General features: G+C 69.5%; 11 protein-coding genes. 3 read left to right on the top strand and 8 right to left on the bottom strand.

The window, feature by feature from the left end; genetic code table 11:
• Positions 1-13: 13 nt before the first annotated feature.
• Positions 14-790, top strand: coding sequence for a sulfite exporter TauE/SafE family protein (locus Drose_RS14120; protein ID WP_260728647.1), 777 nt, complete (start codon positions 14-16; stop codon positions 788-790).
• A 217-nt stretch (positions 791-1007) separates the two neighbouring features.
• Here Drose_RS14120 and Drose_RS14125 read toward each other — a convergent pair whose 3' ends face one another.
• The 6 genes from Drose_RS14125 to Drose_RS14150 form a co-directional block, all read right to left on the bottom strand.
• Positions 1008-1277 (bottom strand): metal-sensitive transcriptional regulator, encoded by a 270-nt coding sequence (locus tag Drose_RS14125; protein WP_260728648.1) that lies wholly within the window; start codon positions 1275-1277, stop codon positions 1008-1010.
• Between the two features lie 323 nt (positions 1278-1600).
• Positions 1601-2527: an acetamidase/formamidase family protein gene (locus Drose_RS14130; protein ID WP_260728649.1), complete on the bottom strand. Its 927-nt coding sequence runs from the start codon at positions 2525-2527 to the stop codon at positions 1601-1603.
• A gap of 7 nt (positions 2528-2534) precedes the next feature.
• Positions 2535-4016, bottom strand: coding sequence for an aminotransferase-like domain-containing protein (locus Drose_RS14135; protein WP_260729715.1), 1482 nt, complete (start codon positions 4014-4016; stop codon positions 2535-2537).
• A gap of 5 nt (positions 4017-4021) precedes the next feature.
• A complete protein-coding gene (locus Drose_RS14140) occupies positions 4022-5788 on the bottom strand; it encodes an MOSC domain-containing protein (RefSeq protein ID WP_260728650.1) in 1767 nt (588 codons plus the stop codon).
• 277 nt (positions 5789-6065) lie between these two features.
• Positions 6066-6335, bottom strand: coding sequence for a hypothetical protein (locus tag Drose_RS14145; RefSeq protein ID WP_260728651.1), 270 nt, complete (start codon positions 6333-6335; stop codon positions 6066-6068).
• Positions 6336-6418: 83 nt separating this feature from the next.
• On the bottom strand, positions 6419-7444 hold the full coding sequence (locus Drose_RS14150) for an RNA polymerase subunit sigma-70 (protein WP_260728652.1): 1026 nt from the start codon (positions 7442-7444) through the stop codon (positions 6419-6421).
• 154 nt (positions 7445-7598) lie between these two features.
• On the opposite strand from Drose_RS14150, the gene Drose_RS14155 reads away from it, so the two are divergent.
• Together Drose_RS14155 and Drose_RS14160 are read left to right on the top strand one after the other, a co-directional pair.
• Positions 7599-8447 carry a class I SAM-dependent methyltransferase gene (locus Drose_RS14155; protein WP_260728653.1) on the top strand — a complete coding sequence of 283 codons (849 nt, stop codon included), beginning with the start codon at positions 7599-7601 and terminating at the stop codon, positions 8445-8447.
• Between the two features lie 179 nt (positions 8448-8626).
• Complete coding sequence (locus Drose_RS14160) at positions 8627-9106, top strand: hypothetical protein (protein WP_260728654.1); 480 nt, start codon at positions 8627-8629, stop codon at positions 9104-9106.
• A gap of 127 nt (positions 9107-9233) precedes the next feature.
• Here the strand turns inward: Drose_RS14160 and pntB are convergent, their stop codons facing one another.
• Together pntB and Drose_RS14170 are read right to left on the bottom strand one after the other, a co-directional pair.
• Positions 9234-10652 (bottom strand): Re/Si-specific NAD(P)(+) transhydrogenase subunit beta, encoded by a 1419-nt coding sequence (gene pntB, locus Drose_RS14165; protein ID WP_260728655.1) that lies wholly within the window; start codon positions 10650-10652, stop codon positions 9234-9236.
• A 4-nt stretch (positions 10653-10656) separates the two neighbouring features.
• Positions 10657-12138 (bottom strand): Re/Si-specific NAD(P)(+) transhydrogenase subunit alpha, encoded by a 1482-nt coding sequence (locus Drose_RS14170; RefSeq protein ID WP_260728656.1) that lies wholly within the window; start codon positions 12136-12138, stop codon positions 10657-10659.
• Positions 12139-12912: the final 774 nt, after the last annotated feature.

Here is a 12912-nt window from a genome sequence, read left to right on the forward strand (position 1 = left end):
GCGAAGGTCCACGATGATCGCCGCACTCGGACTGGGTGCCCTGATCGGCATCCTGCTCGGGCTGCTCGGCGGCGGCGGCTCGATCCTGGCGGTACCGGCCCTCGTCTACGGCGTCGGGCTGCCGCTGGACGCCGCGGTGCCGACCTCCCTGCTCGTGGTCGGGATGTCCGCGGCCGCCGCCGTGCTGCCCAGGCTGCGCGCCGGACAGGTGCGCTGGCGCGTCGCCACCGTTTTCGGCGCCGCCGGCGCGGTCTCGGCGTTCGCCGGCGCCGCGGTCAACCGGCTGCTCGACCCCCGGATCGTGCTGATCGGGTTCGCGGTCATGATGGTCGCCGCCGGGATCCGGATGCTGCGCCGGCAGGGCGGCAACGGCGGGGACTGCGCCCTGCCCGGCGGCGGGGTGAACTGGCGCGGCTGCCTGCCCAAGTCCGTCGCCGCCGGCGTGGTCGTCGGGTTCCTCACCGGCCTGTTCGGCGTCGGCGGCGGATTCCTCATCATCCCCGCCCTCGTCCTGCTGCTCGGCCTGCCGATGACCGTCGCGGTCGGCACCTCTCTGGTCATCATCGTGATCAACTCGGTGGCCGGCTTCGTCGCGCACGCCGGCGACACCACTGTCGACTATGGGATCGCGGCCGGTTTCACCGCTGCCGCGATCGTCGGCTCGCTGGTCGCCGCCCGCGTCGCCGCCCGGCTGCCGGCCGCCCGGTTGCGCCGCTGGTTCGCCTACCTCGTCTTCGTCGTCGCGGCCTTCGTGGTGGTCCAGGTCCTGCTCCACCCAGCCGCCGGATGAGGTCGTCGCGCCCGGTCGGACGGTCACGAGCGGGCGTGGGGGCGTGACCACCGCCAAGATGCATGGAGGCCGGCGCGATCGACGGGGTCCGGCGCATCCCGCGACCCGCCGCAGCCTGATGCCGGACGCGGCCGGGACGCTCAGCCTGGGGCAATCCCGGGTTCGCCGGACAGCAGGTCCGCACGCACCTGCCGGCCGCGCTCGTCAGGTCGCGTCGTCAGGCCAGGGACAGGAACAGCTTCTCCAGTTGGGCGACGTCGACGGTCGACTCCCGGTCGCCCGCCTCGGCGGTGACGCACTGCCGCAGGCCGGTTGCGATAATCTTGAAGCCGGCCCGGTCGAGCGCCCGCGACACGGCCGCGAGTTGGGTGACCACCTCCGCGCAGTCCCGGCCGTCCTCGATCATCGCGATCACGCCGCGGATCTGTCCCTCGGCACGGCGCAGCCGCTTGATGACGTCGCCAAGGGCGTCCTGGTCGATCTGCATGCCCGCTCCTTACGCCGCTCTGCCGTCCACGATACCCCGTGGGGTACGCCGCTCGGCGTGCCGGCGGTCACCGCAGGGTAAGGCCGACCCGGGGCGGCTGGACGAGCGTGTTGTGCACGGTGCAGTGAGAGGCGACCGCCTGCAGCGCCGCCCACCGTTCCCGGACCGGAGCGGGCCAAGGCCACCCCGGGTGTGCTACCGCGAGACTGCGGTTACAGCGGGGGCCGGGAACGTATTCGGAACTGGTCGGGGTCCCGCGGCAGGGATGAGCGGCGTGGACCGGCCTCCGGAGTCGAGCTGGGCAAGTCTGTCCTGGTCGGCGGTTACCGCCCGCTGAAGATGGAGTGTGGCATTGTCATGCCGACGTTCCAAACGCCCGCGTCGACGATTTCGAAGATGCGGAGGTCGCCGGCGAGACTGCACACCAGGTAGGCGTCCTCGGCGGGCAGGTCGTGCTCGTCCGCGAGGATTTCGATCATGGCTCGGGTGGCTTTGCGGGCGCCCTCCATCAGGTCGGTGTCGATGCCCATCGTGCCGTAGTGGCCGTCGGTCCCGTCGGCGGTGAGCGGCTGGGCCGGGACGGTGAACCGCGGGGCGCTGATGGTTCGGTTGGAGAGGGTGAACCTGAGCGTGGCGGTCATGTCGGTTTCCAGGGCGTTGACGCACACCTCGCCGTCGCCTTGGGCCGCATGGGGGTCGCCGCAGGAGAATATCGCGCCGTCGCGCAGGACGGGCAACCGCAAGGTTGAGCCGACGACGAGGTGCCGGGTGTCGATGTTGCCGCCGCCCTGGTGCGGCGGGAATGGTGAGGCGTTGGTGATGGTGCGTTCGAGCGTCGCCATCACCCCGAGGAAGGGGCGGATGGGGATGTGGACGCCGGCGGCGATCTCGGTCGTCGGTGCGGTGAGGTCGAAGTAGCGCAGAAAGGGTTTGTCGGCGAACTCGGGTAGTAGCCCGAGGCCCGGCAGGACCCCGCACCAGCCCCAGCTCCCGGGCTTCAGCTCGAGTACGTCGATGGCGAGGGTGTCGCCGGCCCGCGCTCCGGCGACGTGGATCGGTCCTTGGAGATGGTAGAGGGTCGCGGGGTCGAGGTGTGTCGTGCTGAAGGGTTGTCCGTGGCGGATCTGTTGGTGGCCGGCCATGCGCAGGTCGAAGTGCACGATGTCGCCGGAGTTGATGGTGAGGGCCGCGGGCAGGGTCGCGTCCCATTGGTGGTGGACGATGCTCGGGTCCATGAGGTGCTCGGCCATGGTGGTCTCACACCCGTACGCCGGTCGAGAAGGTGGGGCCTCGGTTCAGGGCCGTGGCGAGCGCGTCGAGGGCGTTGGCAAGTGTGGGGAGGTCTCGGGCGTTGCCCAGGCAGAGGCGCACGCCGCGAGCGAGTTCGCTCGGGGCGTTGGTGGCGTCGACGTGGAAGAACGAGGTCGGTCCGATCTGGATGTCGAGCTTCGCGGCTGTCGCGATGACCTCGGTGGGGGTCCATGGGTCGTGCAGTCGCAGCCAGGCGTGCAGGCCGGCGGTGCGTACGGCGCGGACCGCGGCGCACGTGCCCAGCCGTTGGTGTGCGGCAGCGAAGCGCCTCCGCATTTCCTGGCGCTGCCAGTCCAGCATCTGCCCGGCGGTGCCGTCGGTGAGCCAGCGGCGGGCGATGTCGATCGCGACGGGTGCGGGGTTGAAGACGCTGGCGCGGACGAGGGCGCCGAGCCGATCGGTGAGGTGGGCAGGGGCGGCGACGGCACCCCAGCGCAGTCCTGGGGCGAGCGTCTTGGACAGACTGGTCAGGTGCAGCGTTCGTTCCGGGGCGAGCGCGGCGAGCGGTGTCGGGCGTTGCTCGGCGGGGGCGAGCAGCCCGAACACGTCGTCTTCGATGAGGTGCAAGTCGTGGTGGCGGGCGATCCGCGCGATCTCGCGGCGCCGTTGTTCGGGCAGGGTGATGGCGGTGGGGTTGTGGGCGGTCGGCATCAGGTACAGCGCTGCCGGGCGGATCTGTGGTGTGGTGGTGCTCGCGCAGGCCTCGTCGAGGGCGGCCGGGTCGATGCCGTCCTCGTCCATGGCTACGCCGCGGAGTCGCAGGCCGAGCATCTGGGCGGCGGTTTTCAGTCCTGGGTAGGTGAGCTCTTCGGTCAGGAGCAGGTCGCCGGGTTTGAGCAGGGTGCTCAAGGCGAGAAGGATCGCGTGCTGGCCGCCGTGGCAGATGACGATCTGGTTGGGGTCGAGTTGCAGCCGGCTGTGGGCGAGCCAGGCGGCCGCCGCTTGGCGGTCCGCGGTTTGGCCGATGTCGGCTTCGTAGCCGAGCAGGTTGGGCAGGCTGGGGTCGTCGGCGGCTCGGCGCAGTGCGGCGCGCAGGTGGTGTTCGTGGTCGCCGCGGGCGGGTGCGTTGACGGAGAGGTCGACGTGGGTCGGGATCGTCGCGGTGTCCGCCTGAGGCTGGCGCAGGGCGGGAAGGCCGCCGACGAACGTGCCGCGGCCGGTGGTGCTGGTGATGAGGCCACGTTGTTCCGCTTCGCGGTAGGCGCGACTGACGGTGGGCACGGCGACGTGCAGGTGCGTGGCGAGCGCGCGGTGGGTCGGCAGCCGATCGCCTGCGCTGAGGTGACCGGCGGCGATCGAGTCGGCGATCGAGTCGGCGATGCGCTGGTACATCGGCGTGTCGCGGTCGTCGTGGTCGCGTGCCAGGTCCAGTTGCGTCTGCAGGAGTGCCGCCGGCGCCGTTGTGGTTGAACGGGCGGGAGTCGTCATCCGGGTCACAGATCGATCATGACGCTTGTGCGTGGGCGAGTACAGCACACGGCGACCTTGCCGGGCGTCACGGGATCCATGGGTTCGATGACGTAGTCGACCTGCCCGTCGTCGATGCGGGCGACGCAGGTGTTGCACAGCCCGGTCCGGCAGGAGGCGTCGGGGCGCAGGCCCGCCTGTTCGGCGCAGGCGAGGAGGCTGAACGTGTTCTCGCGCCAGGCCACGGTGATTCCCGAGCGGGCAAACGTGACGAGGATGGGCCGTCCTTCGCTGTCGACGGCCTCGGAGCCGGCGTCCTGGTCGTCGGGGTCGCCGAACAACGAGCTCGCGGCACCGAAGAATTCGTAGTTGACCTGGCCTTGCGGCACGCCGAGTCCGACGAGCCCGGCGGCGATGTCGGCCATGAACCGGGTCGGGCCGCACAGGTAGAAGTCCGCATCCAGGTCCGGCACGATCTGCTGCAGGGTTTGCGCGGTCAAGCGGCCCGCGGCGTCGTAGTCCCTGCCCTGTATGTCCTCGGCTCGGGGTCGGCTGAACAGGAGGTGACTGTGCAGATGAGGTCGGTCGGACACCAACTCGCGCACGCGTTGGCCGAAGGTGAGTTCCCGCGAGGACCTGGCCGCATGGACGAAGTAGGTCTTGCGCGGGTCCGGGGTGCGGGCACCGTTCGTCGGGTCGGCGGTGGCGAGATGTTCGAGCATCGCCATCATGGGTGTGATCCCGATTCCGGCGCTGACCAGCGCCACGGGACGCCGGCCCGGTCGCAGCACGAACTTGCCGCGCGGCGCCCGAGCGGTGATGGTCGCGCCGACGGCGACGTTGTCGTGCAGGTGTGTCGATGCCAGCCCGGGCGGGACGTCATCGCGCCCCTCGGGGGACGGTTCGCGCTTGACCGCTACGCGGTAGCCCGACGAGTCGGCGGTGCGTTCGGCGATGGTGTAGGTCCGCACGACCGGCTGCTCGCGTCCGGGAACGTCCAGGACGAGGGTGAGGAACTGGCCGGGCTCGAAATCGGGTAGCCGCTCACCGGCGGGGTCGACCAGGTCAAATGCCACCACCTCCGATCCGTACGGCGTGCGCGCCGTCACCAGCAATGGACGGTCACCGCTCCACGAGCGTGCCTGGGCGGCGGCCCTGTCGAGCAGCCGGGTGAGCTTGGCCCGCACCAGCTCCGGCAGCACCGTTGCCTGGAGAACACGTCCGACCAGGGCCGGGTCGGGTTCGTCGGAATGCAGGACCGCGGCCAACTGGGCCACGGTGAGCTCGTCCGGGCCGCGCCGCACCAGTTCGATGCCGTCGCCGGCGCGCACGTCACCCGGTTGGAGAACCTTGCAGAAGAAGCCGACGCGACCGCTGCGCATGTACCGCACGGGCATGTCGTCCTGACCGAGACGCACGGCCATCTTCCGGCACGGAATCCGTGGCTGGGTGACCGCCAGCAGAGCAGAGCCGACCCGGAGCAGGTCGCCGACGCGGATGTCGGCTTCGGCGGGACCGTCGATGGTGAGCTGTTCACCGAACATGCCCGGGGCAAGCTCGCGGCCCAGCTCCTCGCTCCACGCGTCGTAGTGCCGCCGTTGGTAGCACAGCACCGCCCGGTCCGGATCGTCGGCGTCATCGACATGATCGTCTCCGGCCAGACCGCCCACCTCGATCCGCCGGACCTGGTCGGTCGGGGTTTTCACGAACCCGCTGACGATCGTGTCGCCCTGAACGCGCATCGGCGCCGCCGCTCCGGCGTTGACCGACAGCACCGCACCATAGTCACCCATGCCGCGAGCGTACTGTTACAAAGGTAGAACTCTCAACTTATGTAATATGACAATCTAGTTTCCGTCGAGTGTGGGCCGGTGGCACCAGGTAGGGCAGGGAGGCGTGGCCGGACCCAGGCTCAGGTAGAACGGTCCGGGGAACCGCGCCCGCAGCCGTGCGGCACCGGCCGCGAGCGCAGCGGGTCGCCTGGCTGACCTTCCGGGCCGTACGCGACCCGCGTCAAGACTCCAGTCTTCCCGGACGGGGTGATCCGGCCAGTAGGGGCGGCCGCCTCGATCAGGAGGCGTCGAGCATCCGCCGAGCCAGTTCGCCGTACTGCTCGCCGATCTCCTGCGGCGTCCACGCGCCGTCCCCGCGGTACCACCGAGCCACGTCGATGCCGAGGGACAGCAGGGCGAGGGCGGCCATCCCCGGGTTCGTGACCCGGAACCGGCCGGCGTCGACGCCGGCCCTGATGAGGCCGCGGACCGTCGCCTCGATCTCGCGCCGGATCCGGGCGATCTCCTCGGTATGCTCCGGCGCGAGCGCGGCCATCTCGTACTGCACGACCCGGGCGTGGATGTGCGCGCGGGCATGCCAGGCCGTGTACTGAACTTCGCGGCTTACATGATCATGGAGTCTCGAGGAACTCAGGAAAGCCGGTCGAGCCTCCGTGGAAGACCCAAGCGGGGGAAAAGGCCGCGTTCGCCGAACCAGGTGATGGCCGACACGAGGTCCCCCTCAAGGGCGAGGACGGTCATTCCATAGCTCTGCGCGATCCCAGATTGGGAGTCGGGCAGGTAACAGCCGAACGCGGGCTGGCCGTTCACCCGGGTGGCCACCAGTCGCAAGCGGCCACCGAGCAGTGGGGCACGGTGGCGGAGGAAGGCCGCGATGGCGGCAGGGCCCTGGTACTCGTGGGGCTCGGGTGGCATCGTGAGCCAGGCGTCGTCCGTCAGGAGAGCGACGACGCCGCCGATGTCGCCGTTTTCGAGTGCGGCGACGAAACGGCCGACCACCTCGCGTTCACGTGGGGAGCGCGGTAGCGGCGCGCCGCCGCGGTTCGGGGCGGGTCGGCCCGCGTCGAGCGTCGCCCGGGCACGCTGGAGGCCAGCTTTGACCGACGCCTCGGTGGTGTCGAGCATGGCTGCCGCCTCGGCCCGGTGGTACCCGAGGACGTCGCAGAGCACGAGTACCACCCGCTGGCGCGGTGGCAGGCGTTGGAGTGCCGCGATGAACGCCAGCCCGACCGCCTCCACGGTCTCGTACCGGACGTCCGGGCCCGGCGCGGTCGAGGGAACGCCGTCGAGCAGGACGTCAGGGTACGGCTCCAGCCAGATCGGTTCGCCGCGGCGGGTCGGCTCCGGCAATTCGACCATCGGTTCGGACGGGGACGGCCGGCGCCTGCGGTCGCGCAGCGCGTTGAGACACCGATTGGTCGCGATGCGATACAGCCATGCGCGCAGCGAGGCCCGCCCCTCGAAGTCCTCAAGCCCGCGCCAGGCGGCCAGCAGTGTCTCCTGGAGCGTGTCCTCGGCGTCCTGCAGCGAACCGAGGATGCGGTAGCAATGCAACTGGAGCTCGCGGCGGTGCGGAGCGACGAGCTCCCCGAACGCCGCCTCGTCGCCCGAACGGGCGCGAGCGAGCATCTGCTCGGTCAGGTGCTCGGTCCGCATGGCCACAGCCGTGCCTCTCGCTTCTGGTCCATCACAGGTTTCGTCCATCACATGCGATGACACCGAACATATGCGAAGAGGACCGGTCCGTCTCCCCGCTCGGCGGTGTCTCGACTGATGACCGGGCACACGAGCCGAACACGGAGGTTCTACGATGGCGAGCCAGTTGATCGACGAGTACCGCCGCACCAGCCACGAGATCTCACAGGCCATCGCGCCCGGCTGGGAGCGTCGGCGAGCGAAGTTCGAGGCGGCCGTGGCCCCGGTGCGCGAGTGGATGGTCCGCGAGTTGGCCCCCCGACCCGGGGGGACGGTGCTCGAGCTCGCTGCCGGGGCGGGCGACACCGGCTTCGAAGCCGCCGAGGCGCTGGGCGACGACGGCCGGCTGATCTCGACCGACTTTTCCGCGGCGATGTTGGACGTCGGCCGCCGCCGGGGCGCCGAACTCGGAATCCGAAACGCCGAGTTCCGGGTCATGGACGCCGAGCACCTCGAACTCGACAGCGGCTCGGTCGACGGCGTCCTCTGCCGGTTCGGCTACATGCTCATGGCCGATCCCGCTGCGGCGCTGGCCGAGACGCGCCGGGTGCTCCGCCCGGGCGGGCGCCTGGCGTTGGCGGTGTGGGACGCACCCCAGCGCAATCCGTTCTTCACGGCCGTCGTCGCGGCCCTCGCCAACGGAGGTTTCCTGCCGCCCCCGCGCGAGGACGTCCCGAACCCGTTCAGCATGGCGAACCCGGCCCACACTCAGACCCTGCTCCAGGCCGCCGGGTTCGGCGCGGTCAAGGTGGACCAAGCCCGGGTCGAGTTCCGCTTCCGCGATATCGACGACTATGTCAGCTTTATGGCCGACACCGCCGGTCCCCTCGCCGTCGTACTGCGGAAGCTGTCGGAACAAGACCGCAGGACCGTTGCGGCCACGCTCGAAGATGCCTTCGGCACCTTCGCCACCGATGGCGGCTACACGGTCCCTGGTGCCGCTCTCGTCGCGGCCGCGAGCTGAGCGGCCCGAAGCGCTGAACGAGCACGCTGATCGCGTCTCCGCTCATCCCACCGCGCACCCGCCGCGGCTCACCAGGCGATCATCGGCCGGGACGCGCGGAGGTGCCCTCATGGCGCCGGTGCTAACGCCGAACGACATTCATGGAGTTTCCCGCATACCTCACCATTTACAGTGGTCGAATGCGGTCCATCTCCGTCAGCGCGGCCATCGTCCTGTTGGTCGTGGGCATCGGGGATTTCATCGTTGCCGGTACATGCCGTCGCCGTGCCGCAACGGCGCAGAGCGTGGGTGAGCTGTTCGGGGCGTTGGAGTTCGACCGCGATGCCCATCGAGTGGCGCTGGTGGTCGTGGGAACTGCGCTGGTGGTCGTCATGGTGTCGATGCGGCGAGCGCCGCTGTGGTGTCTGCTGCTCTGGGGCGCGTTCGTTGTTCGGGTGGGCTTCGGGTACACGCTGGCCCCGGACTCGCCCGGGGGAGAACAGGCGTTGCTGGACGCTGCCGCATCGCCGACGGCGGGCATGCGGCGCGAGGTGCTCGGTCAGTTGGATTCGATCGTTCCGGTTGCGGTGGATGGTCTGGGTCTGGTGCTGCTCGTGGGGGCAGCAGCGGGGCACCTGTTCGTCTTCGTCCTCATGTGGAGAGTCCGCGAGTCGCCATAGCCGCAGAAGGTAGCGCTCGATCTTCGCGTCGAACGCGACCCGGTCGATCCGCGCCGCAGGGTACGCCTGTTCGACTGGCCGTGGTTGTCGAGGGTGGAGACGGCGTTCTGACCGCGCTTCCTGAGTGTCAAAGGGCGCGGAGGATGTCCTCCACGCGGTCCTTCGCGTCGCCGAAGAGCATCGCGCTGTTCTCCCGGAAGAACAGGGGATTCTGCACGCCGGCGTAGCCGGAGGCCATCGAGCGTTTGAACACGATGACGTTGTCGGCCTCCCAGACCCTGAGCACGGGCATGCCGGCGATCGGGCTGGCGGGGTCCTCGGTGGCCGCGGGGTTGACCGTGTCGTTGGCCCCGATGACCAGTACGACCGAGGTGCGCGCGAAGTCGTCGTTGACCTCGTCCATCTCCAGGACGATGTCGTAGGGCACTTTGGCCTCGGCGAGCAGCACGTTCATGTGACCCGGCAGGCGGCCCGCCACGGGATGGATACCGAAGCGGACGTTGACACCCTTCTCACGCAACCTGCGGGTGAGCTCGGCGACGCCGTGCTGCGCCTGGGCGACCGCCATGCCGTACCCGGGGGTGATGATCACGGAGTCGGCGGTGGCGAGCAGCTTGGCGACCTCCTCGGCCGTGACCTCCCGGTGCTCGCCGTAGTCGGTGTCGTCGGCGGGTCCGGCCTCGGCGCCGAAACCACCGGCGATCACGGAGATGAAGGACCGGTTCATCGCCTTGCACATGATGTACGACAGATAGGCGCCGGAGGATCCGACGAGGGCGCCGGTGACGATGAGCAGATCGTTTTCGAGCAGGAAGCCCGAGGCGGCCGCGGCCCAGCCGGAGTAACTGTTGAGCATTGACACGACCACCGGCATGTCGCCCCCGCCGATGGAGGCGACCAGGTGCCAGCCCAGGAGCAGGGCGATCACGGTGACGACGATCAGCAGCCATAGCTGCGGCTCAATCACGAACCAGGCCGTGAGCACGCCGAACGCGGCGAGCGCACCGAGGTTGAGGATGTTCTTGCCCGGCAGCATCAGCGGGTTGGACTTGATCCGGGCGGACAGCTTCAGGAAGGCCACGATCGAGCCGGTGAACGTCACGGCGCCGATGAAGACGCCGATGAACACCTCGGCGCTGTGGATCCCGAGCAGGTCCTGGCGGCGCAGCAGCTCGGCCTCGGCCCCGCCCAGGGCGGCCTCCACGTGCAGGTACCCGTTCCACCCGACGAGTACGGCGGCGAGACCCACGAAGCTGTGCAGCAGCGCGATGAGCTCGGGCATGCCGGTCATCTCGACCTTGCTCGCGCGGTACAACCCGATCGCGGCGCCGATGACGGTCGCCACAATGAGCAGCGTCAGACCGAGTCCGCTGATCTCGCCGACGACCGCGAGCGCGATGGTCGCCGCCAACGCCAGGGCCATGCCGGCGATGCCGAAGGTGTTCCCCGCCTTGGCGGTCTCGTGCTTGGACAGACCGGCCAGTGCCAGGATGAAGAGCAGGGCGGCGACGATGTACGCCGCCTGGGCAGCCGTTTCGACGGTCATCAGTTCAGCTCCTGGAGAACATGGCGAGCATGCGGCGCGTCACCGCGAAGCCACCGAAGACGTTGATGCTGGCCAGCAGGATCGCGATGAACGACAGCGCGGTCACGACGGTGTCACCGTGTCCGAGCTGCAGCAGGGCGCCGACGACGATGATCCCCGAGATCGCGTTGGTCACCGACATCAGCGGCGTGTGGAGGGCATGGTGCACGTGTCCGATCACGTAGTAGCCGATGATGATCGCCAGCGCGAAGACCGTGAGATGACCCCGCAGCGCGGCGGGCGACAGCGCCACGACCAGGAACAGCGCGGCCGAACCAGCCCCCGCCAGCGCCAACCGCCTGGGCGCCGAGACCGGTCGCTGCTGGCGAGGTTCGACCGGGGCGGTCGCCTGAGGGGCGGCGGCCGGGGCCACCGACACCGGTACCGGCGGGGGTGGCCAGGTCAGCTCGCCGTCGCGGACGACGGTCATCGAGCGCTGCACGACATCGTCGAAGTCCAGGACGAGCTGTCCGTCCTTGCCGGGGGTCATCAGCTTCATCAGGTTCACCAGATTGGTGCCGTAGAGCTGTGACGCCTGCGCGGGCAGCCGCCCCGCCAGGTCGGTGTAGCCGATGATCGTTACGCCGTTGCCGGTGACGACCGCCTCGCCCGGAACGGTGCCCTCGACGTTGCCACCGTTGGCGGCGGCCATGTCGACGATCACGCTGCCCGGTCGCATGCTGGCCACCATCTCGGCTGTGATCAGCCGAGGCGCCGGCTTGCCGGGGATGAGCGCCGTGGTGATGATGATGTCGACGTCCCGGGCCTGCTCGGCGTACATCTGGGCAGCGCGCTGGTTGTAGTCGTCCGACATCTCTTTGGCGTAACCGGTCGCGGAGACCTCCACGTCGGCGGTCTCGATGGACAGGTACTCGCCGCCCAGCGACTTGACCTGATCGGCTACCTCCGGCCGCGGATCAGTCGCCCGTACGATCGCGCCCAGGCTGCCGGCGGCACCGATCGCCGCAAGGCCGGCGACACCCACACCAGCGACAAGCACCTTGGCCGGAGGTACCTTGCCCGCCGCGGTCACCTGCCCGGTGAAGAACCGGCCGAACACATGCGCCGCCTCCACCACCGCCCGATAGCCCGCGATGTTGGCCATCGACGACAGCACGTCCAGCGACTGGGCTCGCGAGATCCGGGGTACGGCATCCATCGCCAGCGCCGTGATCGGTCGCCGGGAGAGGTCCGCGACCAGGTCCGGGTTCAGGCGCGGATGCAGCATGCTGATCAGCACGGCGCCCCTGGACAGCCGGTCTAGCTGCCCGGTCGACGGCGCGTCGACGGCGAACACGATGTCCGCCTTCAACGCCTCACCGATCATCGCGCCCGCCTCGACGTACGCATCGTCCGAAAACGAGGACAACAGACCGGCGCCGGCCTCCACCACCACCTCGTAACCCAGCTTGACCAGCTCCACCACCGTGGCCGGCGTCGCTGCCACGCGCGTCTCGCCTGAGCGCGACTCCCTGAGCACACCGATGATCATCACGAGCTCCGCAGTTGAGGATTGAAGGTGAGGATATAGAGCGACGGGCCGTCGGTACGTTCCCTCGACGAGCGCCCCGCTCGGATCTTGTTGGCGTCGAGCGATTGTTACCTGCCGCGACGCCGAATTTGAAGATAATCAACGTCACATCGTGCGGCGGCCCCGGGGGATTGATGTCTCACGGACAACGGATTGTCGGGCCGGTTCGCGAGGATACATGTGTCGTTGAGCGACCCGGCTCGGCCAAGGAAGCGTGCCACGTCGACTGACGAGCCGACACCGTCAGGTGTCCACAGGTGACGGCCGGTCCGCAGCGGAAACCGGGTGCGACGGCACGGGGTGGTCGGCCTCCACGACCGCCGCAGTTGTGATCTGCGCGCCTGTTGGACACAGAATTGGTCGGCCATCCCGATTCCGCAAGCTGACGAAGGACACCGTTCGGCGGTGTGCTGTCGCAAGTGCCGCATCAGGGCCGGCGACACCGGCTGCCAGCGGCGATGTACGCGTCGTCCAGGCCGGGGTTGCTTCGGCCTCGTCGTGTCGCCGCTGTACTGCGCTCACGCCGAGGTGCAGCTAGTTCGCTACGGCAGGGCCTGCGGGGCAATCTCGCAGGCCCTGCCCCAACCGGAAAGAAGCCACGTGCCGACTTCTGTGCGTATTGTGTGGGCGGATGCGCACTGCTGCTGTGTGCGGCGTCGGGCCTTCTGGGATGGCGCCTCGCCTCCCGGT

The organism is Dactylosporangium roseum (assembly GCF_025264685.1).
Taxonomy (GTDB): Bacteria; Actinomycetota; Actinomycetes; order Mycobacteriales; family Micromonosporaceae; genus Dactylosporangium; species Dactylosporangium roseum.

What these genes read in the sequence shown, in the direction of transcription:
- Drose_RS14150 (WP_260728652.1), bottom strand. Translation starts at nt 7,444, where the DNA reads ATGCGGACCGAGCACCTGACCGAGCAGATGCTCGCTCGCGCCCGTTCG.
- Drose_RS14120 (WP_260728647.1), top strand. Translation starts at nt 14, where the DNA reads ATGATCGCCGCACTCGGACTGGGTGCCCTGATCGGCATCCTGCTCGGG.
- pntB (WP_260728655.1), bottom strand. Translation starts at nt 10,652, where the DNA reads ATGACCGTCGAAACGGCTGCCCAGGCGGCGTACATCGTCGCCGCCCTG.
- Drose_RS14155 (WP_260728653.1), top strand. Translation starts at nt 7,599, where the DNA reads ATGGCGAGCCAGTTGATCGACGAGTACCGCCGCACCAGCCACGAGATC.
- Drose_RS14125 (WP_260728648.1), bottom strand. Translation starts at nt 1,277, where the DNA reads ATGCAGATCGACCAGGACGCCCTTGGCGACGTCATCAAGCGGCTGCGC.
- Drose_RS14160 (WP_260728654.1), top strand. Translation starts at nt 8,627, where the DNA reads ATGCGGTCCATCTCCGTCAGCGCGGCCATCGTCCTGTTGGTCGTGGGC.
- Drose_RS14135 (WP_260729715.1), bottom strand. Translation starts at nt 4,016, where the DNA reads ATGACGACTCCCGCCCGTTCAACCACAACGGCGCCGGCGGCACTCCTG.
- Drose_RS14140 (WP_260728650.1), bottom strand. Translation starts at nt 5,788, where the DNA reads ATGGGTGACTATGGTGCGGTGCTGTCGGTCAACGCCGGAGCGGCGGCG.
- Drose_RS14130 (WP_260728649.1), bottom strand. Translation starts at nt 2,527, where the DNA reads ATGGCCGAGCACCTCATGGACCCGAGCATCGTCCACCACCAATGGGAC.